Genomic DNA, 18,981 nt, shown 5'->3' with positions numbered 1-18,981 from the left:
TACTCAAATCTAGCTCTTGCATGAGGCGACTACAGTGAAATAGACGGTGAGAGTAAGTAGTGATTTCAGCTAAAGCGAGGTATTTCAACTTAATTAAATATTTTTATATCACATACCTGGCGTAGCTTAATTTTCGCTGTTATGGGGTAACTTGGCTTTGCGTTAGTCTAAATTCTAGTAAAGTAGGTTCTAGTGATAAAAGCCACTCATATATATCATCTGATGAGCTAAAAAAGGCTGTTGGTACTTGCTTAACCTCGATACTTTCTTTGAAATTAGAAATTGATTTAAGGATATTTAATATCCTTGTTCCTAGCTCTCGATACTTAATTTCATAAGAACTCATGCCATTCATTCGACTTAAATAATCTGCCCATTGCCAAACTGAAAATAGTGAGACTTGCATTTTCTAGGACTTTGCTAAATTCCAGCTTTACTAATTATAATTTTAATTTTGTTAACAAAACAAAATTCAGTCCTTCCGGAGTCAGAATTCAGAAGGACTGAATTTTCGTAAAGGAACTAAATAAAAAGAGTTTATACTCGTACTTCCAAGCTGCGCTACATTTACCAATCGCACTCCTGTTCAATTCTGACTCCTGACTCCAGAAGGACTGAATTCTCTATTATTAAAGAAGTAGAGACATAAAATTAGCCAATGCCCAGCAAAATAGTTGAAGTTAAAGAGTACACCGTCAGAGCGCATCAAAGACAGATTCACACCCGCGTTTTTAACTTTATTTGCCAGCAGTGCCAAGAGCCGACCCAAAGAGAAACCTTTGGCCCGCGACCGCTCTACTGTGAAAAATGCCGCGCACCCCAAGCACCCAATAAATCAACAGTAGTCCCGCGTAACAGAAGAAAGCCCAGAGCGATGAACTACAAGAGTGGCAAAGATATAGCGGGGTAGATTCGTTGTTTTGAGATAGGGGCGATAAGCTCCTGTTTAACGCAAATTTCTCACAAACAATAAAAAATCAATTCACATCGCTTGATGTAAGACACTTTTTGATACATCATCAATTGAAATTTATGATGGGAAATAAAGTAAGTACAAAATAGCAATTCTCAAGCTAAAACAGTTACTAAGATTTTTGCTTATGCTGAGATTGAAACACTTTGTTCATAAAATTAAGCATCCAAAACAAGGCTTGAATCAAACCAAGCCAAAAATATTATTAGAGAGAAGGTGAAATGCTGCTTGACTCGAAATTAAGCGGTATTCGGGAGCATTTTTAAGCATTTGTAAGCAGCAGCAAAGATATGTTTTACAGGACTTGAGCTAGTAATCGCAATTAAAATTCGCCGTGAGCTTATAGTAATTAAGGCTCCTAACTTCAATAATTTTGTCCGAATAGTCCCAACTTGAGAATTTTTTAATTCGGTTTTGGCTAAACATTGTGACCGCAATGCATTCATCAAAACGTAAGCAAGAGAAGAAAACCATAAGCGTAGCTGATTTCCTGCAAACGTATGAGTACTAGTTCTATCACTAAAAAGTTCTAGTTGTTGTTCCTTAAAGCGATTTTCCATCTCCCCCCGCTTACAATATTTTTCTCTGTATAGTTGACCAGGGGGTACTTTATTGGTAGGAAGACTTGTAACAACAAAACGAATATTGTTTCCCTTTATTCCATATTCAACCTTACAAACAACACGACGACTACGACTCCAAGATTCACGAGTCTGATAGTCTAACGATTTATGCCAAATTGAGTTATCAATCAGGTCACAAGCAAGTTCAGAAATTTGTTCATCTGGTTTAAATACAGTTTCTAAGAATGAAGTTACTGTTGATAATTTCTGCTCAAATTCAAGCTTCGCTCTATGTTGAGTCGTCGTAGCCATTTACCTCGACGACTATTTCGCGCTAATCCAAAAACGTAGTCAACTCCAGCCTGCGACTCACACCATGTCATGATATCGTCTCTGGAATAGGCACTATCTCCACGTACTAAAATCTCAACATTCTTCCATTTTTCCCGTATTTGTTTAATCACTCTTTGTAGTTCTGATAATGCCCCGGCTGCTGGGTCTACATTTGAAGGTCTAAGTTTAGCTGCTAACAAATGTTTTCCACAGAAAATATAAAGTGGAGCATAACAGTATCCTCCGTAATAAGTATTGAAGAAAACTTGCTCCTGATTGCCGTGCACTAAATCATCCGTTACATCTAAGTCTAAAATAATTTTTCGTGGTTCTTTTGAGTAAGATTTTAAAAATATACTTACAAATAGGCTTTCAATTTCTGCTGAAGAATGCCCAATTTTATGGTAACGACTATCCGCTCCTTGTTCTACATCTTCAGGACAATGTTCCAACCTATTCAATGTACTCTTCCCTGCTAATATTGCAGGCTCATCCTTTACTCCAATTCTTCTCCCTAATGCTATAGCAAACATCGGATCATAACGTAATTCTTCATGGTCATTTAAGTCTTCGTATCCCATGACCAACCCGTAGATTCGTTGTTTAATTAAGTCTTCTATTGAATGATCAATTCGATAAGGCTTTCGGTAATCTTGGAAACATAGTGCAAACTGTGATGTGATTTGCAGTTTTCTGTCTATTTCAGCAATTAGGCTTAAACCTGCATCAGATGTTACTTGCCCACCCTGGAAATTAACTACGACTGGAACTGACTTTGGCTGTTCAAATCTGAACTGTTTTGGTATACGATCTGTCGAAGCTGGGGTCATGTTCTATAACTGCTGAAATGCTTGCTATATATACATTTTCGCAGTTTTTGATCCCTTTTTTTCAGATTTTGTGAGAAATTCGCGTTTAAGCATAAAGGCGATCGCTTGGGACTGTACGACTAAACTCTTGCTCAAGTGCTGTTGTTACGTTATGTTTGATTACAAAGAGAAGGGAGCTGCATGATCACCTAAGCGATACTCTTTATGCGTAAGCGGGAGCTTATCGCCTTTTAACTAAAGCAATAATTATCAAGAAACACACCATGAGCAACCCGCAGCGATTAGACAATGTTGAAAATGAACTGGAAACTGTAAAACAATTACTAGTATCTACAGCTAGATACGCCGAATCAACTAACAGTAGGCTTGACCAACTTGTTGAGCGCCAAGATTTGACCCAAAGGCAGCTTGACGGTTTAGCTGTAGCCTTTCAAGGTATGAGTGAAACAGTTGATAACTTAGCTACGAAAATAGACAACTTTGTTGATACAACTACAGATTTTATCGAGACAACAAAAGCTAGAAATGCCGTATTAGACGGTGTAGTTCTGAGACTAGATGAAAGTCAAGCCAGATTAGAGGCAAGTCAGGCATCAACTAACGCCGCAGTAGATAGATTAGAAAGAATTCTAGAACAATTGATTAAGCGAAACTAATAAGTTTTATCAAACCTGTTTATTACTTTTTTGGGTTAACAAACCAAAGCAGAATATTTTAGCCTTTCCTACCTTTATTGCATTTAAAACCGCTGGTACTGAAAGGCGGTTCTAAAGTAGGATTAAGTAGCTAATTCGAACTATGACTCTATAAATTCATCTGATTTTATTGTGAAAGTTTTAGTGCCAAGTCATTTATAAAATCACGGGTGCAGACAAGATAGTTATCTCTATTTACAACTGTCAAATCTGAATATTTTTTAGGATTAGCGAAATCCTCGTCCGTCACCTCGATAGGAGCTAGAATCGTTAGCAGCACTATATTCGGTAATTCGGGAGAGTACATTTTGAGGCGCAGAGCTACCAAGAAGTACAGAAGATAAATTATTGACTTTCTGTTGGCAACCAGCAGTTAAACAAGTACAAATCAGGGTTGTAATTAAAGAATAGAGAACAGGACGCATACCCAATACTGACTTCAAATTGTACTGATTAGTTCTACAAGCGTTCTGTCACCAGACCGGAAAATTTGGTAGAAAGCTTGTGTTTTTAATAACTTGTAAATTATTTCAACTATGTGTATCAGTCTAAATCATGGCTGAGAAATGCCTAGCAAAGAAGTAGTACTGAAGAAACTCTAGCTAAGACCGATAGATTACAAGAGTAGCAAAGGTATTGTCAGGTAGACAAGACCAGTCATTTAAGAAAGGATCTAGCAAAGCCGTTCCGCTCTGTGATTTAACATCTCCAGAGCAAAATAGCCGAATAGGTGAGTTAGTGATTTACCAACCCCAAAATTTTGGAAATAAGGGACACAGAGGCAAAGTTAAGAAATTGTGCTGCAACTCCCTAACTCTGCATCTTTATATGCGCTCTTCTGCTCGCCTGCACAAGAAAGCGCTTTCATCCGACAATTTTAGTTTGCTCGAGTACTAGTTATTGCAAGAAGCATTTTTCATTAAAGCTTCCGTTTTCATCTTTGCATTCACTTTAGAATATTTGCTGAGGACAGGAGCGTCCGAACCAATGTTTTTTGAATCTGAAGATAATGATGAAATTGATAGATTAGAGCTAATCTCTTCTGGTTGAGAATCTAAGGGTGTTTTTTCTGGCTCCGAGTAGTTGCAGATTTTACTGTGAAGCAGTGTCCCAAATGTGACATTAATTACAAAGGCTAAGGAGTCTACGAAAATTATATCTATAATTCGATTAATCATGAGTCCCTCTTGAGCTAATAAAAGCATCAAGTAATGGTTGAATTAGACTACATAGCGCATAATGCTTTTTCCAGAAATCTTGTCCAACACTTGTAATAAAAGTTAATAAAATCTTGGCTATATAAGAAAGAAAATTTAGTAGCAAGTATAGGGAGTGGTGGTGTTGTCGATACTGTCATCTGTGAATTAAATTTTTATAACCGTTGCTTTAAGCGACTTTCTTTCCCTAATAAAAAAACTAGATAAAAGGATTTTTTAAAAAAGGAAATAGAAAGCCTAATATCTATATGATGAAGTTTGCCAAGACGATTACCAAATACCTTTCTAAGTTCTGCTAGCTGAACTGGAGTAAAAGTAATTGCTATTTGAGGAGGAATACGCGCAAAAAAATATTTTCTAAAAGTATCAGTGTCATTAGGATTCTTTATAAAACGTTTTCTCAGCATATAAATTTTTATCTAATAATAAATGAGCTTTACAAGTTGGGATTATGTTTATAATCCCACACTTCCCATAATGCTAGATTCTACTCGTATGTTTGCATTCAGCTTGCTCATAAATCCAAGAAATTGAAGTAGGATAATCTGAGGTAAATATAGGGGTAGCTGAGGATAATGCAAAGGAAAATATAGTATAAATACAAGCTAGGAGAGTAATCGAAAATCCCATGAGGAACAAGATATTAGCAGGAGTCCAGAAAGGGTATAAACGTTTTTGATAGCGTAGACGCAATTGAGAGCGACGTTCTGAACCTGCCAGCAATACCAGATAAAACTTTAATCTGGGAATTGGAACTGAAAGTCTTATATCTAAAGGATGACGAGTCCAAGCATGAGAGCAAAAACTCCTCCTTATGGCTTCTAACTGCTCACCGTTGAAAGTATCTGCTATTTCTGGAGCAATTTGAGCGAAAAGCTTCTGAAAATCAGGATCAGTATACTGAGGATTTTTCATGAATTCAACATCATATTACACACTACTATTACATCAGTTATTCTTTTGTTCCAGATACTACACCTAAGAAGATATCTCGCTAGGGATATAGATTTTACCAAACTCAGTTGGGGGTATTTCCTATTTTTCCTGAACCAACACGACGATTGCACGCCCATTTTACTGTTTGTCATTTATATATAAGAGAATGTGAAAATAGGGTTTTTCAATTATTCTCTAGTGAAAGTAGAAAAGAGGTACTATGACTACTGGGTGCTAAAAGTGAGATTGTTGTGAAACTAAAATCAGAGTATTATCAACGCTGGAAGTCGCTGCTATTTGGTTTTGGAACGATAACTCTTACAGGATGCTATGCAAGCGCAACTTTTGTAACAAGTAGCCCTGTGAACGCTCAGATTGTTCCCGATAATACACTGCCGATAAATTCTAGCGTTACACCAGGATGCACGGCTTGCACAATAGAAGGGGGAACTGTTCGAGGAAGCAACCTGTTCCACAGTTTTAGGCAGTTTTCTATACCTACGGGTGGAGAAGCATTTTTTAACAATCCCACGTCGATTGAGAATATCTTCACTCGTGTTACAGGAAACTCAATATCTAATATTGACGGTTTAATCCGGGCAAATGGGACGGCGAATCTATTTTTCCTCAATCCGAATGGTATTTTTTTTGGGAAAAATGCAACTCTCAATATTGGAGGCTCGTTTATTGCAACTACAGCTAATGCAATTGGTTTTGGGAATCAAGGCTTTTTCAATGTGACATTGGCTAATTCTCCTGGTTTATTAACTATTGATCCCTCTGCATTATTGTTTAATCAAGTAAAAGCTGGAAGTATTCACTCTCAGTCCATTGCACCAGCGGGATTAGATCCAGCAGGATATCCTACCTATGGTCTGAGAGTGGCTAATGGTAATAGTCTATTGTTAGTAGGCGGTGATATCAATATAGATGGATTAGAGTTTAGAGATCCACCAACTGGAAATATCTCACCAGGAGTAAACGGAAATCGTGGAGGATTAAAAGCATTTGGTGGTCGAGTCGAACTGGGAGGGTTAGCAGGAATAGGTAGCATCGGGCTTGAAGTCAATGGCAAAGAGGTAAATTTAAGCTTTCCTAACGATGTAGCACTAGCAGATGTATCTCTTACCAATAAAGCTGAAGTTAATGTTCGAGCAGTAAGCGGGGGTAACATTACAGTTAATGCTCATAACATAGATATGTCAGGTTCAAGTCAGTTGATGACAGGAATAGCTCTCAATTTGGGTTCACCTCAAAGCAGAGATTTGGCTTAGGAATTTCGTACTTTCCAGTGCGCCGCAGTGATGGAAGCACTTCGTGAAAAACCCATCGCTGGAAACGTTTAGCAACAGGTTTACGGGACTTGAAAATCAATCGGTAAAGCCCAGCCTCGGTCACTGTTAGCATTTCCTGCCCTTGCGGATTGTCATCGCCAGGGGTATATACATTACATAGACCCCTCTCATCCGCATCAAAAAGAGCTAAAGCTTGTGAGACGTTTTGAATTTCCAGAATTGCACACACATCCGCTGCAATCCATTCGGGTTTTTCTGGAGTGCCGACGAAACGAACTTCTTGAGCCTCAAAAACAAAAATTGATAAATTAGACATAATCTGAATTTTAAGGAATGGAGATTAAGCGGGAATAGTATCGAATCGATATGCCTGGAATCTGGCATCTAACAAACCAGATTGAACGATGCCATCACCCCGGCCTTGCAATGATGTGACAGCTTCACCCCGCCGCATCAGAATCATGCGCCCCGAAGTAGCGTCAACACAGCGAAAAGCAATCCGGCACGGCAGATTATCACGTAAGTCAGGTGGCAGTCCTTGTGGATCTTCCTTGCTACGTTTAGCTCCACGCTGTAAACCAACAACGATATGGATTTTTAAACCTCTGCCCCGGCGACCGACTTCACACAACTGTTGATCGTATGCTTTACGTAAAGCATCCTCAAACGGGACTGTGCCTTTATATTCGTCAATAAACAATATCCAAGGAATTTCTAAGTCTAATTGCGCTTTAGTCATGGAGTTACGGCTCACGCACTCATTAAAATACTCACCCACAAATTCAAAAGTTTTCCCCATGTCGTTCATAGTGATAGAGGGGAAACGGTCAGCAAAATCTTCGTAGTCACTGACCTTGCCACCACAGACATCGACTCTTGCACCCTGCATTAATAGACAATAAGCCGCAGCGCGGAAGAAATTGCTCTTGCCGGAGCCAGTAGTACCTACCACTAATATTTGTGGTGTGTCTTCACTGGACAAATTAATGATGACTTCGCCATCTAAAGATTGACCCAGAACAATCAGGCGCTCACCGCTATTCCACTGACGAGTGGGAAAATCATAATAAGTCCTTTGTTGAGGTGGCAAAGGCACTTCCACAGCAATCTGTTCTGGGGCATATATGTAAAAGGGCAAATCTTCCTTCTCGCTAATGCCCAGTGCCAGCTTGCTTGCTGCTTTAAATTTCGGTAGTGAATTGAAATCTTCTGTTTTGACAGAGAAGATAAGTCTTTCGTAGCTAGGTGCTTTGTCAACACGCAGGCATTGGGTGTTGATTCCAACAACAGTTGCAGCTTTAGTAAGCCCGTCAATCTTTGAGAATTTGGGTGGCTCTATAACCGCTGTAGTGCTTGGGGTAACTACAACGGAGGCATTCTTGAGTTGTTGATGTGCCACTTGTGTTTGTAGTTCTAACTGTCTGGTATTGAACACAGCAGCAAGCTTGGCTGTCTCTAATTGCATTTCTGCTTCACTTGCCGCCAGCAAAACATTACCAAGTGGTTCTCCATTTTGCAGCATCCCTAGTGCCATGCGCTCAATCGCACCGTTACGTCCGGTAATATTAAGGACATCACTGAATAAGGGTGCTGTCTGTTGTAAGAGCTTGAGTTGCCTTTCGGTTTGCTTATCTGCTTCCTCAGATGACCGTTTCCTCTCGGCTGCTGAAGAGAGAAACTGCAATTGCTCCTCCGCCTGGGTATCCTTCATAGCGGCCAACATATCTTCTTCGCGCTCTTTATCGCTATAGAATTTCTCTAGTTGTCGCAGCCTGACCCCAGCGTAACTAGCAAGAGCGATCGCAGTAATGTTTCCTGGCAGGAATAGTTTTAAATCTTTGGGGTTGATAGATAACGTTAAAGTTAGAGCTACTAACCCGCTGCCCCCGATTTTTAACCAAGAAAGTAACATTTGCACCATCCAAAAGTTAATCCAACAGCGATGATTTGCAAGAGCATTGAATTGTCAGCCTTTCCTTTGGTATAAGTAATAACTGATATCACACCAATCACTAGGAAAGACCAGGGCAGTAGACTGATAAGTTGTGCAGTTGCACTTGCGATTAAAAAGCCACATATCCAGATGAGTAACTTACAGACTTGTGACATACTTAAAGAGGTAGAGGGCAGGGAGCAGGGGGCAGGGGGAAAAGAAATTAACGTTTCACAAGCCAAGGTAGAGGGTTATTAATTATCGTTACGATAATACCTAAAACTCGGTTGTAGGTTCCATAAAGTTCCCTGCCTGTATCGACATCTATATAACCGCATTTAACTGCAAACTTTATCCAAGTTTGGGTTTCTGCTGCCTCAGCTTCACTATCATTTAACTTAGCAATAAAAGCAGCTTCATAACGGCGTTTTCTCCACGCTTCTGCAAGATTTGCACATACAGAACGGGATGACCTACGTATCTGATCAGTTAAAGAATAACGCTCTTCAACAGGAAACTTTTTTGAAAGTTCAAATATTTTCATAGCTGTATCAAATGCCATTTTATACGCTTCTAAGTCTTCATGACTTTTAATAGGTTGCTTTTCCATTTTCTTACCAAAAGCCTCCATTCATCTGTTTTTATTCCCCCTGCCCCCTGCTCCCTGCCCCCTGCCTCTTGCTAATTACTTGCTGATTTAATACGTTGCGTAATTCCTAGTGATGAGCCGGAATAACGAGCTTCACGAAGCTGACGGAATCTATCAACCAAAGAAGTTGTCTGTTCTTCGTAGGGCGTAGGTTCTTTCTTGGCGGTTTCGGTTTGTACTTTTTCTTGCTTCTTCGCTTTTGTCTCTGAGTACTGTGAAGCAATTCGCCCCAAGCTGATTGCCAGGTCATCTTGAACGGAGGCTAGAGCAGAACGATTTGAACCAATTGTTTGGCGGAATTTGGATTCTAAATTAGCTAAAGTAGTCGAGAGGTTTTTCTCTAGTTCTGCGCTCTGCACCCGCGCTTCGGCTATATTTTCAGAGACTTCAGCTTGCTTCTCCCGAACTTTGTAAAAGGATTTGAGGTAGCGACTAACAGCAGTTGAATATTCTGCCCAGTTTTTAGCTTGGAACTCTGCACCTTTAGCTTTTTCAAGAGCAGTTGCCACATCTTCTTCGCTGAGGTCACCAAAGACTTTAATATCTACGGGCAACATATCAGCAATACGTTGGGCATTCTTCCAAACTGCTGACTCTAAACCAAAGTGAGAATCGGGTGGGATTAGCGCTTTGCTCACATCACCATTTAAATCAGAGAGATTTAAACCGTTATTTTTTGCTGGTTCAGATTTTTGGGGGATTGCTTTTACCATAACTACCTAACGTCAATTAATGAATTACAAGGCTTATATTCAACAAATACATCGTCTTCAAATTCAAGCCAATCTCCTCCTATCGGTCGGAAGTAACGGATATTGTTTTCTAGTTTGACTTCCAGATTAATTTCAGGGAACTTAAATATGTTCTCCTTCTCAATTACCCTGGTTAACTCAACGTCCCGGTCAATCATCACACCCAAACATAAAGTTACTCCCGCTTTTTTGTACTTTTGCCAGTAATAGGAGAATTCTTTCTTATCCAGGAAATTAACATTAATCTTGGGAATACCTTCTTCAAACAACAGGGCAAAAATCCCTAATTGTTCGTAATGAATCTTGGCTATTCCAAGGTTGTTTTCGTAACACCAGTATGCTCTGTGGAAGTGGGCGGTTTGCAAAACGTTTTCTCCATTTTTCTGATTAGTAATTTGGCAATAGATTGCCATACCAACGACCAAGCTTGTTGGTTTCGCCATTTCAGTTGGGCAGCAACAATATCCTTCTCTGTGGGAATTATGCTGCCGTACTTCTCCAGATTTTCAATCGCTTGACGGAAGCTAACAACTTCCGACTCTGAAGAAGGGATGTCAGGAGCGACAGCTGTCTTCAATCGCTCCATTACCCCTTTAACCGTTGCAGATTCTTCTTTGAGGCGCGTTAGCTCACCGTGCATCACATCAATCATGGCTAAGTTAGATTGTGCGATCGCAGACTGGAAGTCCATCAACTGCGTTTCAATCTGTCGTTGTACTTCCTGGCTGATGATTTGGGTAATTTCAGCAAATCCTCGTCCAGAGTTTACCGTGTCAATAAACTCTTGGATTTCAGGCGATGTTTGCGATGCATTCAAATTGTCCATCTGACAAATCTTTCCACTCCAGAGTTACGCCGATACGATTTGCAAAAGTATTAACGGTCTGTTTCATTGTTTCAAACGGCAAGTAATCACAACTATCAATTAGTTGCTCTAACTCTACATCAATAAAATGTTGTTGTGCCGCAGCTTTTTGTTGTGCCTTCTTTTGAGCCATTTTAGCTCTAGCTTGTTGTTTCCCCTCCTCACGCGCAAGCTCTATAGCTTCTAATCTGGCTAATTCTAGTGCTTCTGTAATTGAGCGTTCTTTGTCTTTTTGTTGGAGGATTATGTATTTGTCTTGCACTAATCTCTGAATAATTGCCATTCGTAAGTCAAAGTCAAAGGCAACCTCTAATTCTTCAATCGCCTGTGCTGAGGTTTGCTCTTGATAAGCATTAATCTCTATCTTTTTAGCTTTAGTAATGCTTTTGGGTTGTTTATCTATTGATGTCTCTTCTGTTGATACTGTCAATTCAGAGCCTTTACGTGCCATGTTTTACTCCTTAGTGATTAGAATTCAGAACACATTCGTCAAAAATCTGGCTTTAGCAGTAAAGATATTTAATCATTCTGAAAGACTCAATTCTGAAGGACTCAACTCTGACAAATGTATTCTTGTATTAAGTCCGTCTAGTAATCGAATCATGCACACCTTTTTTTAGCTGCTATATTCTTCCACTCCGATAGTTCTGAAGGTGAATAATGCCTTCGTTGGCTGAAATGACCCCACTTATATAGTGTGCGTGTTGAAATTTTGTACCCGTAGGCTGCTAAGTATTTAGCTAAATCTTTGCCAAGACACCCCCGCATCTGCCATCGATAATACATCTTGCCACTCGAATTGGTTTCAAGTGTCATCGCTCGACGTGACCAATGTTTCATCATTGTGATCAAACGGTTGACTGAGGGAAACTTTTTTGTAGGATTGTCATGTCTCCAGCAGGCCATATATACAAGTATTGATGCCAATCCTTCTTCCACATAACGTTCATACTTCGGTATCCCCAAAAACCGCTTCCAACTAGCCCAGCAATTTCTAGAGATGCAGCGGTTCATGATCTGATCACATGACTTTTTCACATTCGACAACGCTATGAGTTTTGGAGCAGGTGTAGGAGTTTGTTTCTCTTGTGGAGAATTTACTGCTTCACAGAAAGCATCAAATACTTCATCAAGTTTGTACTCATTACTTTGCCAGTAGTTTCTCAAGCTCCGATATGTGACTTTCACGCGGGGATAGCACTTGCGATACCACGCCAAGCACAACAGTAATTCTGTTTGTTCCGGTGTGTAGGAGCGCTCGGACACCTTTTTACCCTGTGGATAAACTGCACCCGCAAGTCGCTCCCAATCGCGCCAAGTGCGCTCACTTATGGTTGCTCCCCGAATCTTTTCACATTGGTTCTTGAGATTGCTGGATTGGCCTATCCAATCTTCTAAAACTAATGGCATAATTTCTAATTTATAATATTAAACTACTGTCACTCGTAAGAGGAAAATCTTTATTATTGCCGCATAAAAATTGGCAAGTTTGATGAACGCTATCTGTCTATAGTCTTACACTTTTATTTACTATAACTTTAACACATTGCGCTATTTATATTAAATATGAAAAGAAGATTTTTGCTATATCTGTTAATTTTATAGGTAAATATCTCCGAGAATATTAAAACTGTTTTATCGAACATCACTATTGTTTATATTCATAACCGTCAGCCTTTTGTCTAGTATTCAAATATTTAGGATGAACATCAAATTTTTTATCTAAAAAGTATAGAACAAAACTAGGGCGGAATCTAATAGCAATTCTGCCTATATAAGTCCCTGCGAATTTACCAGTTGGAATATTGGCTTTAACAATATCGCCAGTGGTAAAACCCTGAAAGTATTTAGATGAAGGTGCATGAGCTTTTGGAAATCCAAACTTGTTTGTACGGCAACGCTGACGAGTACCGTGACCTTTGGCTGTAATCGCTAGAGGTTTAATGCCCTTTATTAACAACTTTTTGGGTGTACTAGCTCCCACACACAGCGAATCAGCCCAGTGAGATTTTTCAATTCTATGATTGGTTCGGTTCCACTTAGTCTGCCCACCACTACCAACTTCGACTGGTAAACCAGTTTGTTGAAGTCTTCGGTATAATTCCCAACGAGTTACATTCACAGCAGTAGCGTCAACTAAAGGTTTTTTAGCTTGAGATAAAATCCGGTTTAATAATTCAGGTTTCTTTTTAAGAAACTCGATGATTGGTTGATTACCTTTGGATTGATTACATTTTTGACAAGCTAACGTGAGATTACTAACACGATTAGTCCCACCACGAGATTTAGCGACAATATGCTCAATTTGTAATGGCACATCTTTAACACTACAATAAGCACATTGATGCCCCCATTTGGTCAAAAGATACTCTTTAACTTCAAAACCAAATAACTCACCACGTTGATAATCTACACCTTGTATCTCTGGTTGTTCGAGTTTCTGTAAGTCAAATTTGACTAGCTCTTGAGAAATTGCAGTTATGGGGCAAACATGACGCAATCGGTTTACCCAAGTTAAAACATTCTCAATCCGAGATTGCAGTGATGGTGGTAGCCAACCTTTCTTACGTTTTCTGTTAAGAAAACGTGGTTTACGATAACGTGTTTTGCGTAAGCGTCGAGAACGTCTTAATTGCCTTCTTGATAACAGTGCTTGCTTAATTTGAAACCCACGATGGCTGATTTCAGCAGCAAATACACATCTATTCGTATTTTCTTGGAGTACAGTTAGACCTGTAACTTTGCTGCCTGGAGCTATCTTTACCTGATGTGGATGTATCACTGATTGACCTACTTCTCGGTCTTTAATTATTATTGTGAACGGATACTGTTTATAAACTGTTGCTCTCCCTTGTTTTAATAATTCTCTCGCTCTTGCTGCATGGCAGGGGTCGAGTGGTTGCTTGTTTTTATCTAATACAAAAACATACATTACTGTTATCTCTTACCTTACGGTAGTTAAGTTTGCCTCGCCTAGATATCACGGCTTGTTCGACTCAAAACACTGCTTGGTTATCCCGTCCTTGCTGTTTAATTTTGAGTGACAGTGCCCAGAACTGGCGCGTATTCTGGGGTGTCGTGACCACAATATCGTTTACTTTTGAGAGTAGGCTGGTCAATGTAGACTTGTTTCCAAGCACTCACTAGAATCTATAAGATTTAGCTGCGGGTCATTGACTCCTCTAGTACTACTGTCATGATTCAACTGCTGTAAAACTAATGTGGCCGTCAATATTGAAAGGGTAATCGTGATGATTGCTGCACAGAATTCTAACAAACCTGACGAATTTTTTTCTTCTATTTCTATTGTTTCAGTTGTCCCATCAAATGATGTTTTTGAATAAGTCTTTTTCTTGTACACATTGGGCTATCTCCCGTATATATGGATACTCATGGTTATTTAATCTGTACTACATTTATTCCTCGTCAAAAAAAGTGTGTAGGAATTTTTAGGGGTTAGAAGCTTGTTTGGGTTCACTTCGCTTGCTAACGTTTTGCCGAACTCATGCTGTACATGGGTTTGAGGCTTGTAGCATTTTAGTATTACTCCAACTTATGATTATCAATGAGGTTACTAACCAGCTATTTCAGCAATTTTTGAGGAAAGTCGGCGAAACAAATGTAGTTTGTTCTTGGGGGCGAAATACTATTTAATCCTTGTACAGTATATGTAGCAGCTTGTAATTGGTAAAAAATCGGCAGTTCACTTTTTTTGAGCAAAATTTCCAAATTTCATTTTTGTTGTACTGAGACTCTATGTATTTCTTGTGACTGAATAAATTGTGACTGCTCTCTTTGATATTGTTCAACACTGAACTCTTTGAGAGCCTCTTGTAGGCGGTCTTGAACTATCACTTTTTTTGCAATGCCATGAGGAAGAAGAGTGAAAATCTCACCAATCTTTCCCGTCACCCAAATTTGATAGCGGATTATAGGTGGTGCTGAATTAACGTCAGATATTTTTTCAACCATCTCTAGATGTTGCTGTTTGTATTCAGGTACAGACATTGCTAGTTCATGCCACCGCTTCCAAGTGCGGTAACATATTCCCAAAATCCTTGTTCCCTCTGCCACAGATAACGGTAAGTCAATTAAATGTAAACCTGTTTCTGGGTTGGGCGAGTCAAATAGTCTATTTCTCCACTCCTTCATCATTTGTCCATTACTAAGTAGTAATTAGTTAGTTTTTAATACTGCCACTTGTTTGTTAGCTTGTAGCGATATCATGATGACTATTTCATTAATTCAAGTTGAATAATTTATAGTCTGTTAATTGGCTTTTCATTGATATCGTTAATACCACAATAAAAAACCTGCACAAGGCAGGCAATACAATTTCGTGACAATTTCGTGACAAAAATTTCCGTTAGTACTTAAAAAAAACTGAGTAGTTGATCTCTCCAACTTCCGACCACTCTTGATCAAGTTTTGCCAGTACCCATTTGACGTATTTAGGGGTTCTGTTCATCCAATTACGGATAGTTCTGGGGTCGCGCTCAAAGAAGGTACATAGCATTCCTTGAAGCCTTAGTTCTTCTGTACTATCCCATTTACATAGAAATTCAAGTAAACTCATACAGCTCCTCTGTAGGTTATCTCTACGGTTGAGTACTCCTCCGGTGGCCTTAACACCGGGGGTCAAAATTTTGGTTATTTATGGTGATGTTGAGAAAAGTTTGCTTTGGCCATAAATGGAGGGTTTTGAAAGCTATTCACCGAAAAAAGAAAGAAAATTCTCCTTTAAAATAGCATAGTTACCCCTATCTGAATACCTATACAAGATATAGTGATTCCCAACTTTTTTGATAAAAACAGTGAACTATAGGGGTAAAGTTATATAAACCAGCCTCATAAAAAAAATGCCAAAGAAAACTGCACCAAAAATGATTCAGACCGTAGTTTCTATCCCTGCACCACTATATGAAGCTGCAAAGCGAGTTCAGGCAATGGAAGGCTGGAATGAATCAGAAATGCATCGCCTGTTTTGGGAGAAAGGCTTTGCTGTTCATATAAACGCCACTCTTGCCCGTTACCAAATGGGATTAATTACCCCTGAACAGGGAACAGTAGAATAAGCTCAAGAATTTTTCCCAAATCTTGTAATTAGTTCTTCACGTGACAACTGTATGAGCAATGGGGTAAATTCTGTTGCTGGTAAAGCTAATATCGTTTCAATAATTCCTTGAAGCTCGTTATCTAATGAGCCAAAACGAGTTTGTAATAAATTTTCAACTACCAGACGTTCTCCTTGTTGAATACCTTCTTGAATCCCTTCTTGTTTAGCTTGCTCACGGTCTTGCTGATAAAGTGGTTCCAGTCGCATAATTAACTCCTGATCATCTGGTTCTAAATTTTGATTCACCCTTAAATTCTGGCGCAAATTGTAGACTAATTCCAGTGTTGCTTTCTGGAAGGGATGATTTGCCGATAAAGCTTGTAACTCATCAATTGCCTGTGACTGCACTTTTCCCCGTCCCAGGATTCTTAGCCACAGGGTTTCTTCAATAACTGGTAGCTGGTGAATAGCAACGATAGCTGTCCTGAGTGCGTCTGCCAAGAAGTGTACTCCTGGTAACCAATCATTCGTAGGCATTGCCCTAAAGCTAGATAATAAATTCGCAGATGCAGTTGGGGTCAGAATCCACAGTTTTGGAATTTCCGATTCTTGAACATTACTTGTATTTCGATTAGCTTCTCGTTGCAATGCCCCTTTGACTTCTAACAGTTTTAGCAAACAGTCACAGATTTCGTCATTTGATGCAGCATTGCGGTATGGTTCAAAAATAGCAGGTGTGGCTGCAAATCTTCCTAATAATCCTAAAACTTCTAAGTTAGTGATTTGTTCTATCTGAGGAGAAAATGAAACATCAATTTCTCTGACTTCTCCCGCTACACGGCTGGGAGCTTTTACTTCCCCGTATGGTTGTAGTAATTCTTCTAAATAGTCTTTCGCAAATTGGTCATGAATAAATCTAGTCATAAAAATTTAATCATTCTACAGATAATTGTTATTAATTAGCTAGCCATTATCAAGCGGTGACTACTTGTTTTTACCTAAAAGCTTCATTTATTGCTATTGACTACGAAGCCTTTTGGTTAAATGTAGCACTTCCACAAAAGCTTCCCAAAGCAATTAACATCCAACCAAAACAGATATGCTTGTTTTTGTGCCAATCTGGTTGGTTCTCTATCGTTGGGACAACCTCAGCACTCATGATTTCTAGCGCCCAGCAAGAGAGCGTACTTATTCCAAATAAACTACTACAAACAATCGAAGTGATCGTTATGATTTCAAATATGCGCTCTGTTAAAACCTGTTGGCTTGTCAAACGCCTAATCTGACGGTGACTCCGGAAAAATGCTAGCTTTTCCAAGTCTATATGTTGCGACGGCTCTAGTAGGGTTAAAGAACTAGAAACTTTTTTGTTATCGCTCATTTGTTCTCCTCTTGGTAATGTGGTTTAACCGTGTTAGTTGCATTAAAAATGATGTTTGCATAAAATATGCTCTACCTCGTAGGGGTTGAATAATCTTTCGTGAGAGGCAGCAGATAATACTTATGTACTAATATATCTCGTTACCTCTCAACTTAAAAGAGTTTTTGCTTACTTAATCGACTACTCTCAATTTTTTTGCTTTTGTCCTTTTCTTTTCCAAAACTTGAATTCCCAATGTACCCATACCCAGCCCAATAGTTCCCCCACTGATGGCATATATCGTGTTTCGCCCCAAAAACTGTACACCAAAATACCCAATAGCAATAGCTGTTGCTGTTCCAGTGATGCAAAAAGCGATAATGTGAGTTCGTTTCATAAAAATATTCTCCTTTGATTTGTTTGAGCTAAAAAGTGCTGCTACTCTCTGATAAATCTGTATCGCCCTCTCCTGATTCTTTTTGGTCATGAATGATACGTTCCACTTCAAGAATGGCTTCTAACACCTCGCCCAAAATATTTACTGCATCTTTCAGGTAGACATTATTCGAGGTCGAAAAGTCAGGTGACCCTTGTAGCTGACGATAATCCTTACTGCTCCCTATGAAGCGCAAAGTATATTGACATCCCTGCAAAATAGCCCGAATCTCTGATGTTGACAGTTTCATTTCCATACAGCAGCTACTCCTAAAATTTGTCCTGGTGAATACTAAAGCCTGCTCCGACCAAAGCACTGCCCAAAAAAGCTGAAAAACTCACCAGCATTCCTCCGAGGCAGATGTTTTTTTGGTACTGCCAACCAGAGATAATTATGTTGGGATTGGCATTCATTTCGACAATCTCCATTCCCCAGCAAGCCATCGCTCCTACTCCCGACAATCCAGTAGTCAGTAATGATACAATTGCTGCTGTTTCCAGAGTTCGATCAATGAAAATTCTGGGGTTAAATCTCCGTCTAGTACGGCGGCGAAGAACTATTTTGGTAGAGGCTGATTGAATTGTTTGGCGCGTTCTCATGCTACGTCGTTTACCTCCACATAAATTCCTGCACCTGTATTCGTAATTTTTACCAAGTTGTTATTTATCAGTGTTTGAATCACCGCAATACTAAAATGGATGCTACTGAGTCTTGCGCTGCCCCCACAACGCTTTATATATTGCAGGCATAGAGAAGAACTGTCTTGTGAGGTCGGATGTGAGTTCTTTCGCGGCATAATGTTTTATCCTTATAACGTATAGTTCATGCAATTGATTTTTTAGGATGCATACAGATTCATGATTTCTTTTCCTGATTAATACATTCATCTACACATCCTATTGCTACTTCCAAATAATGCAGTACATCGCCTAAATGCGTTGCCGCTTCTGGGTCAATCTTCATCTCTGCAATCAACTTCTGCCATTCTGGAGACTGCGCTACAGCCTGAATCTTCACGTAGCACGAGTTAAAATCTTTCAGTATTTCAACTGGTTTCATTGGTGGGTAACAAGGAATAAATTATTACA

At 39.4% G+C, this 18,981-nt stretch carries 26 protein-coding genes and 1 pseudogene; 4 read left to right on the top strand and 23 right to left on the bottom strand.

Translation table 11 applies throughout. The features are described 5' to 3' along the window. Positions 1–139: 139 nt before the first annotated feature. Positions 140–406, bottom strand: a complete 267-nt coding sequence (locus WKK05_RS39010) for a hypothetical protein (RefSeq protein ID WP_341531893.1) — start codon at positions 404–406, stop codon at positions 140–142. Positions 407–658: 252 nt separating this feature from the next. Here WKK05_RS39010 and WKK05_RS39005 point away from each other — a divergent pair, with 252 nt between their 5' ends. Beyond that, entirely contained in the window at positions 659–910 is a 252-nt protein-coding gene (locus tag WKK05_RS39005; protein WP_341531892.1) for a hypothetical protein, read from the top strand. 302 nt (positions 911–1,212) lie between these two features. On the opposite strand, the pseudogene WKK05_RS39000 reads toward WKK05_RS39005, so the two are convergent. Continuing rightward, positions 1,213–2,699: pseudogene (locus WKK05_RS39000) on the bottom strand (IS1380 family transposase). A gap of 263 nt (positions 2,700–2,962) precedes the next feature. Between WKK05_RS39000 and WKK05_RS38995 the strand changes: the two are divergent. Next, positions 2,963–3,355, top strand: coding sequence for a hypothetical protein (locus WKK05_RS38995; protein ID WP_341531891.1), 393 nt, complete (start codon positions 2,963–2,965; stop codon positions 3,353–3,355). Positions 3,356–3,621: 266 nt separating this feature from the next. Here WKK05_RS38995 and WKK05_RS38990 read toward each other — a convergent pair whose 3' ends face one another. From WKK05_RS38990 to WKK05_RS38980, 3 genes are all read right to left on the bottom strand, one after another. Continuing rightward, on the bottom strand, positions 3,622–3,819 hold the full coding sequence (locus WKK05_RS38990) for a hypothetical protein (RefSeq protein WP_341531890.1): 198 nt from the start codon (positions 3,817–3,819) through the stop codon (positions 3,622–3,624). A 947-nt stretch (positions 3,820–4,766) separates the two neighbouring features. Beyond that, entirely contained in the window at positions 4,767–5,018 is a 252-nt protein-coding gene (locus WKK05_RS38985; RefSeq protein WP_341531889.1) for a hypothetical protein, read from the bottom strand. Positions 5,019–5,091: 73 nt separating this feature from the next. Beyond that, positions 5,092–5,526, bottom strand: a complete 435-nt coding sequence (locus WKK05_RS38980; protein ID WP_341531888.1) for a hypothetical protein — start codon at positions 5,524–5,526, stop codon at positions 5,092–5,094. 272 nt (positions 5,527–5,798) lie between these two features. On the opposite strand from WKK05_RS38980, the gene WKK05_RS38975 reads away from it, so the two are divergent. After that, positions 5,799–6,821, top strand: a complete 1,023-nt coding sequence (locus WKK05_RS38975) for a filamentous hemagglutinin N-terminal domain-containing protein (protein WP_341531887.1) — start codon at positions 5,799–5,801, stop codon at positions 6,819–6,821. Here WKK05_RS38975 and WKK05_RS38970 read toward each other — a convergent pair. From WKK05_RS38970 to WKK05_RS38920, 11 genes are all read right to left on the bottom strand, one after another. After that, the gene (locus tag WKK05_RS38970; protein ID WP_341531886.1) at positions 6,784–7,158 is read right to left on the bottom strand and encodes a BRO family protein; all 375 of its coding nucleotides are present in this window, start codon (positions 7,156–7,158) and stop codon (positions 6,784–6,786) included. The two genes, WKK05_RS38975 and WKK05_RS38970, sit on opposite strands and share 38 nt — an antisense overlap. 24 nt (positions 7,159–7,182) lie before the next feature. Further along, on the bottom strand, positions 7,183–8,763 hold the full coding sequence (locus WKK05_RS38965; protein ID WP_341531885.1) for a hypothetical protein: 1,581 nt from the start codon (positions 8,761–8,763) through the stop codon (positions 7,183–7,185). Positions 8,764–8,998: 235 nt separating this feature from the next. After that, positions 8,999–9,385 carry a four helix bundle protein gene (locus WKK05_RS38960; protein WP_341531884.1) on the bottom strand — a complete coding sequence of 129 codons (387 nt, stop codon included), beginning with the start codon at positions 9,383–9,385 and terminating at the stop codon, positions 8,999–9,001. 71 nt (positions 9,386–9,456) lie between these two features. Further along, positions 9,457–10,137 carry a hypothetical protein gene (locus tag WKK05_RS38955; RefSeq protein WP_341531883.1) on the bottom strand — a complete coding sequence of 227 codons (681 nt, stop codon included), beginning with the start codon at positions 10,135–10,137 and terminating at the stop codon, positions 9,457–9,459. 2 nt (positions 10,138–10,139) lie between these two features. After that, positions 10,140–10,541 (bottom strand): hypothetical protein, encoded by a 402-nt coding sequence (locus WKK05_RS38950; RefSeq protein ID WP_341531882.1) that lies wholly within the window; start codon positions 10,539–10,541, stop codon positions 10,140–10,142. Next, complete coding sequence (locus tag WKK05_RS38945) at positions 10,484–11,002, bottom strand: hypothetical protein (RefSeq protein ID WP_341531881.1); 519 nt, start codon at positions 11,000–11,002, stop codon at positions 10,484–10,486. Before WKK05_RS38945 ends, WKK05_RS38950 begins: the two co-directional genes overlap by 58 nt. Next, positions 10,968–11,492, bottom strand: coding sequence for a hypothetical protein (locus WKK05_RS38940; protein ID WP_341531880.1), 525 nt, complete (start codon positions 11,490–11,492; stop codon positions 10,968–10,970). Before WKK05_RS38940 ends, WKK05_RS38945 begins: the two co-directional genes overlap by 35 nt. A 149-nt stretch (positions 11,493–11,641) precedes the next feature. Beyond that, the gene (locus WKK05_RS38935) at positions 11,642–12,451 is read right to left on the bottom strand and encodes a hypothetical protein (protein ID WP_341531879.1); all 810 of its coding nucleotides are present in this window, start codon (positions 12,449–12,451) and stop codon (positions 11,642–11,644) included. A 238-nt stretch (positions 12,452–12,689) separates the two neighbouring features. After that, positions 12,690–13,973: an RNA-guided endonuclease IscB gene (iscB, locus tag WKK05_RS38930; protein WP_341529966.1), complete on the bottom strand. Its 1,284-nt coding sequence runs from the start codon at positions 13,971–13,973 to the stop codon at positions 12,690–12,692. Between the two features lie 800 nt (positions 13,974–14,773). Then, a complete protein-coding gene (locus WKK05_RS38925) occupies positions 14,774–15,196 on the bottom strand; it encodes a hypothetical protein (protein WP_341531878.1) in 423 nt (140 codons plus the stop codon). 211 nt (positions 15,197–15,407) lie between these two features. After that, positions 15,408–15,617, bottom strand: coding sequence for a hypothetical protein (locus WKK05_RS38920; RefSeq protein ID WP_341531877.1), 210 nt, complete (start codon positions 15,615–15,617; stop codon positions 15,408–15,410). A gap of 283 nt (positions 15,618–15,900) precedes the next feature. Between WKK05_RS38920 and WKK05_RS38915 the strand changes: the two genes are divergently transcribed. Then, complete coding sequence (locus WKK05_RS38915; protein ID WP_341531876.1) at positions 15,901–16,116, top strand: hypothetical protein; 216 nt, start codon at positions 15,901–15,903, stop codon at positions 16,114–16,116. A gap of 2 nt (positions 16,117–16,118) precedes the next feature. On the opposite strand, the gene WKK05_RS38910 is transcribed toward WKK05_RS38915, so the two are convergent. The 7 genes from WKK05_RS38910 to WKK05_RS38880 all read right to left on the bottom strand — a co-directional run bounded on the left by WKK05_RS38910 (position 16,119) and on the right by WKK05_RS38880 (position 18,952). Next, positions 16,119–17,021 (bottom strand): hypothetical protein, encoded by a 903-nt coding sequence (locus tag WKK05_RS38910; RefSeq protein ID WP_341531875.1) that lies wholly within the window; start codon positions 17,019–17,021, stop codon positions 16,119–16,121. 100 nt (positions 17,022–17,121) lie between these two features. Then, positions 17,122–17,478 carry a hypothetical protein gene (locus WKK05_RS38905; RefSeq protein WP_341531874.1) on the bottom strand — a complete coding sequence of 119 codons (357 nt, stop codon included), beginning with the start codon at positions 17,476–17,478 and terminating at the stop codon, positions 17,122–17,124. A 172-nt stretch (positions 17,479–17,650) separates the two neighbouring features. Next, positions 17,651–17,854: a hypothetical protein gene (locus WKK05_RS38900; protein ID WP_341531873.1), complete on the bottom strand. Its 204-nt coding sequence runs from the start codon at positions 17,852–17,854 to the stop codon at positions 17,651–17,653. Between the two features lie 28 nt (positions 17,855–17,882). Beyond that, positions 17,883–18,149, bottom strand: coding sequence for a hypothetical protein (locus tag WKK05_RS38895; protein WP_341531872.1), 267 nt, complete (start codon positions 18,147–18,149; stop codon positions 17,883–17,885). Positions 18,150–18,162: 13 nt separating this feature from the next. Continuing rightward, positions 18,163–18,492 carry a hypothetical protein gene (locus WKK05_RS38890; RefSeq protein ID WP_341531871.1) on the bottom strand — a complete coding sequence of 110 codons (330 nt, stop codon included), beginning with the start codon at positions 18,490–18,492 and terminating at the stop codon, positions 18,163–18,165. Then, a complete protein-coding gene (locus tag WKK05_RS38885) occupies positions 18,489–18,689 on the bottom strand; it encodes a hypothetical protein (protein ID WP_341531870.1) in 201 nt (66 codons plus the stop codon). Before WKK05_RS38885 ends, WKK05_RS38890 begins: the two co-directional genes overlap by 4 nt. 59 nt (positions 18,690–18,748) lie before the next feature. After that, on the bottom strand, positions 18,749–18,952 hold the full coding sequence (locus WKK05_RS38880) for a hypothetical protein (protein ID WP_341531869.1): 204 nt from the start codon (positions 18,950–18,952) through the stop codon (positions 18,749–18,751). Positions 18,953–18,981 lie beyond the last annotated feature (29 nt).

The organism is Nostoc sp. UHCC 0302, from assembly GCF_038096175.1.
Classification (GTDB): domain Bacteria; phylum Cyanobacteriota; class Cyanobacteriia; order Cyanobacteriales; family Nostocaceae; genus UHCC-0302.
The sequence above is the reverse complement of the archived record's forward strand: the minus strand, read 5'-3'. Positions and strand labels throughout refer to the sequence as shown.

What these genes read in the sequence shown, in the direction of transcription:
- WKK05_RS39010 (WP_341531893.1), bottom strand. Translation starts at nt 406, where the DNA reads ATGCAAGTCTCACTATTTTCAGTTTGGCAATGGGCAGATTATTTAAGT.
- WKK05_RS39005 (WP_341531892.1), top strand. Translation starts at nt 659, where the DNA reads ATGCCCAGCAAAATAGTTGAAGTTAAAGAGTACACCGTCAGAGCGCAT.
- WKK05_RS38995 (WP_341531891.1), top strand. Translation starts at nt 2,963, where the DNA reads ATGAGCAACCCGCAGCGATTAGACAATGTTGAAAATGAACTGGAAACT.
- WKK05_RS38990 (WP_341531890.1), bottom strand. Translation starts at nt 3,819, where the DNA reads ATGCGTCCTGTTCTCTATTCTTTAATTACAACCCTGATTTGTACTTGT.
- WKK05_RS38985 (WP_341531889.1), bottom strand. Translation starts at nt 5,018, where the DNA reads ATGCTGAGAAAACGTTTTATAAAGAATCCTAATGACACTGATACTTTT.
- WKK05_RS38980 (WP_341531888.1), bottom strand. Translation starts at nt 5,526, where the DNA reads ATGAAAAATCCTCAGTATACTGATCCTGATTTTCAGAAGCTTTTCGCT.
- WKK05_RS38970 (WP_341531886.1), bottom strand. Translation starts at nt 7,158, where the DNA reads ATGTCTAATTTATCAATTTTTGTTTTTGAGGCTCAAGAAGTTCGTTTC.
- WKK05_RS38965 (WP_341531885.1), bottom strand. Translation starts at nt 8,763, where the DNA reads ATGGTGCAAATGTTACTTTCTTGGTTAAAAATCGGGGGCAGCGGGTTA.
- WKK05_RS38960 (WP_341531884.1), bottom strand. Translation starts at nt 9,385, where the DNA reads ATGGAAAAGCAACCTATTAAAAGTCATGAAGACTTAGAAGCGTATAAA.
- WKK05_RS38955 (WP_341531883.1), bottom strand. Translation starts at nt 10,137, where the DNA reads ATGGTAAAAGCAATCCCCCAAAAATCTGAACCAGCAAAAAATAACGGT.
- WKK05_RS38945 (WP_341531881.1), bottom strand. Translation starts at nt 11,002, where the DNA reads ATGGACAATTTGAATGCATCGCAAACATCGCCTGAAATCCAAGAGTTT.
- WKK05_RS38940 (WP_341531880.1), bottom strand. Translation starts at nt 11,492, where the DNA reads ATGGCACGTAAAGGCTCTGAATTGACAGTATCAACAGAAGAGACATCA.
- WKK05_RS38935 (WP_341531879.1), bottom strand. Translation starts at nt 12,451, where the DNA reads ATGCCATTAGTTTTAGAAGATTGGATAGGCCAATCCAGCAATCTCAAG.
- iscB (WP_341529966.1), bottom strand. Translation starts at nt 13,973, where the DNA reads ATGTATGTTTTTGTATTAGATAAAAACAAGCAACCACTCGACCCCTGC.
- WKK05_RS38925 (WP_341531878.1), bottom strand. Translation starts at nt 15,196, where the DNA reads ATGATGAAGGAGTGGAGAAATAGACTATTTGACTCGCCCAACCCAGAA.
- WKK05_RS38920 (WP_341531877.1), bottom strand. Translation starts at nt 15,617, where the DNA reads ATGAGTTTACTTGAATTTCTATGTAAATGGGATAGTACAGAAGAACTA.
- WKK05_RS38915 (WP_341531876.1), top strand. Translation starts at nt 15,901, where the DNA reads ATGCCAAAGAAAACTGCACCAAAAATGATTCAGACCGTAGTTTCTATC.
- WKK05_RS38910 (WP_341531875.1), bottom strand. Translation starts at nt 17,021, where the DNA reads ATGACTAGATTTATTCATGACCAATTTGCGAAAGACTATTTAGAAGAA.
- WKK05_RS38905 (WP_341531874.1), bottom strand. Translation starts at nt 17,478, where the DNA reads ATGAGCGATAACAAAAAAGTTTCTAGTTCTTTAACCCTACTAGAGCCG.
- WKK05_RS38900 (WP_341531873.1), bottom strand. Translation starts at nt 17,854, where the DNA reads ATGAAACGAACTCACATTATCGCTTTTTGCATCACTGGAACAGCAACA.
- WKK05_RS38895 (WP_341531872.1), bottom strand. Translation starts at nt 18,149, where the DNA reads ATGGAAATGAAACTGTCAACATCAGAGATTCGGGCTATTTTGCAGGGA.
- WKK05_RS38890 (WP_341531871.1), bottom strand. Translation starts at nt 18,492, where the DNA reads ATGAGAACGCGCCAAACAATTCAATCAGCCTCTACCAAAATAGTTCTT.
- WKK05_RS38885 (WP_341531870.1), bottom strand. Translation starts at nt 18,689, where the DNA reads ATGCCGCGAAAGAACTCACATCCGACCTCACAAGACAGTTCTTCTCTA.
- WKK05_RS38880 (WP_341531869.1), bottom strand. Translation starts at nt 18,952, where the DNA reads ATGAAACCAGTTGAAATACTGAAAGATTTTAACTCGTGCTACGTGAAG.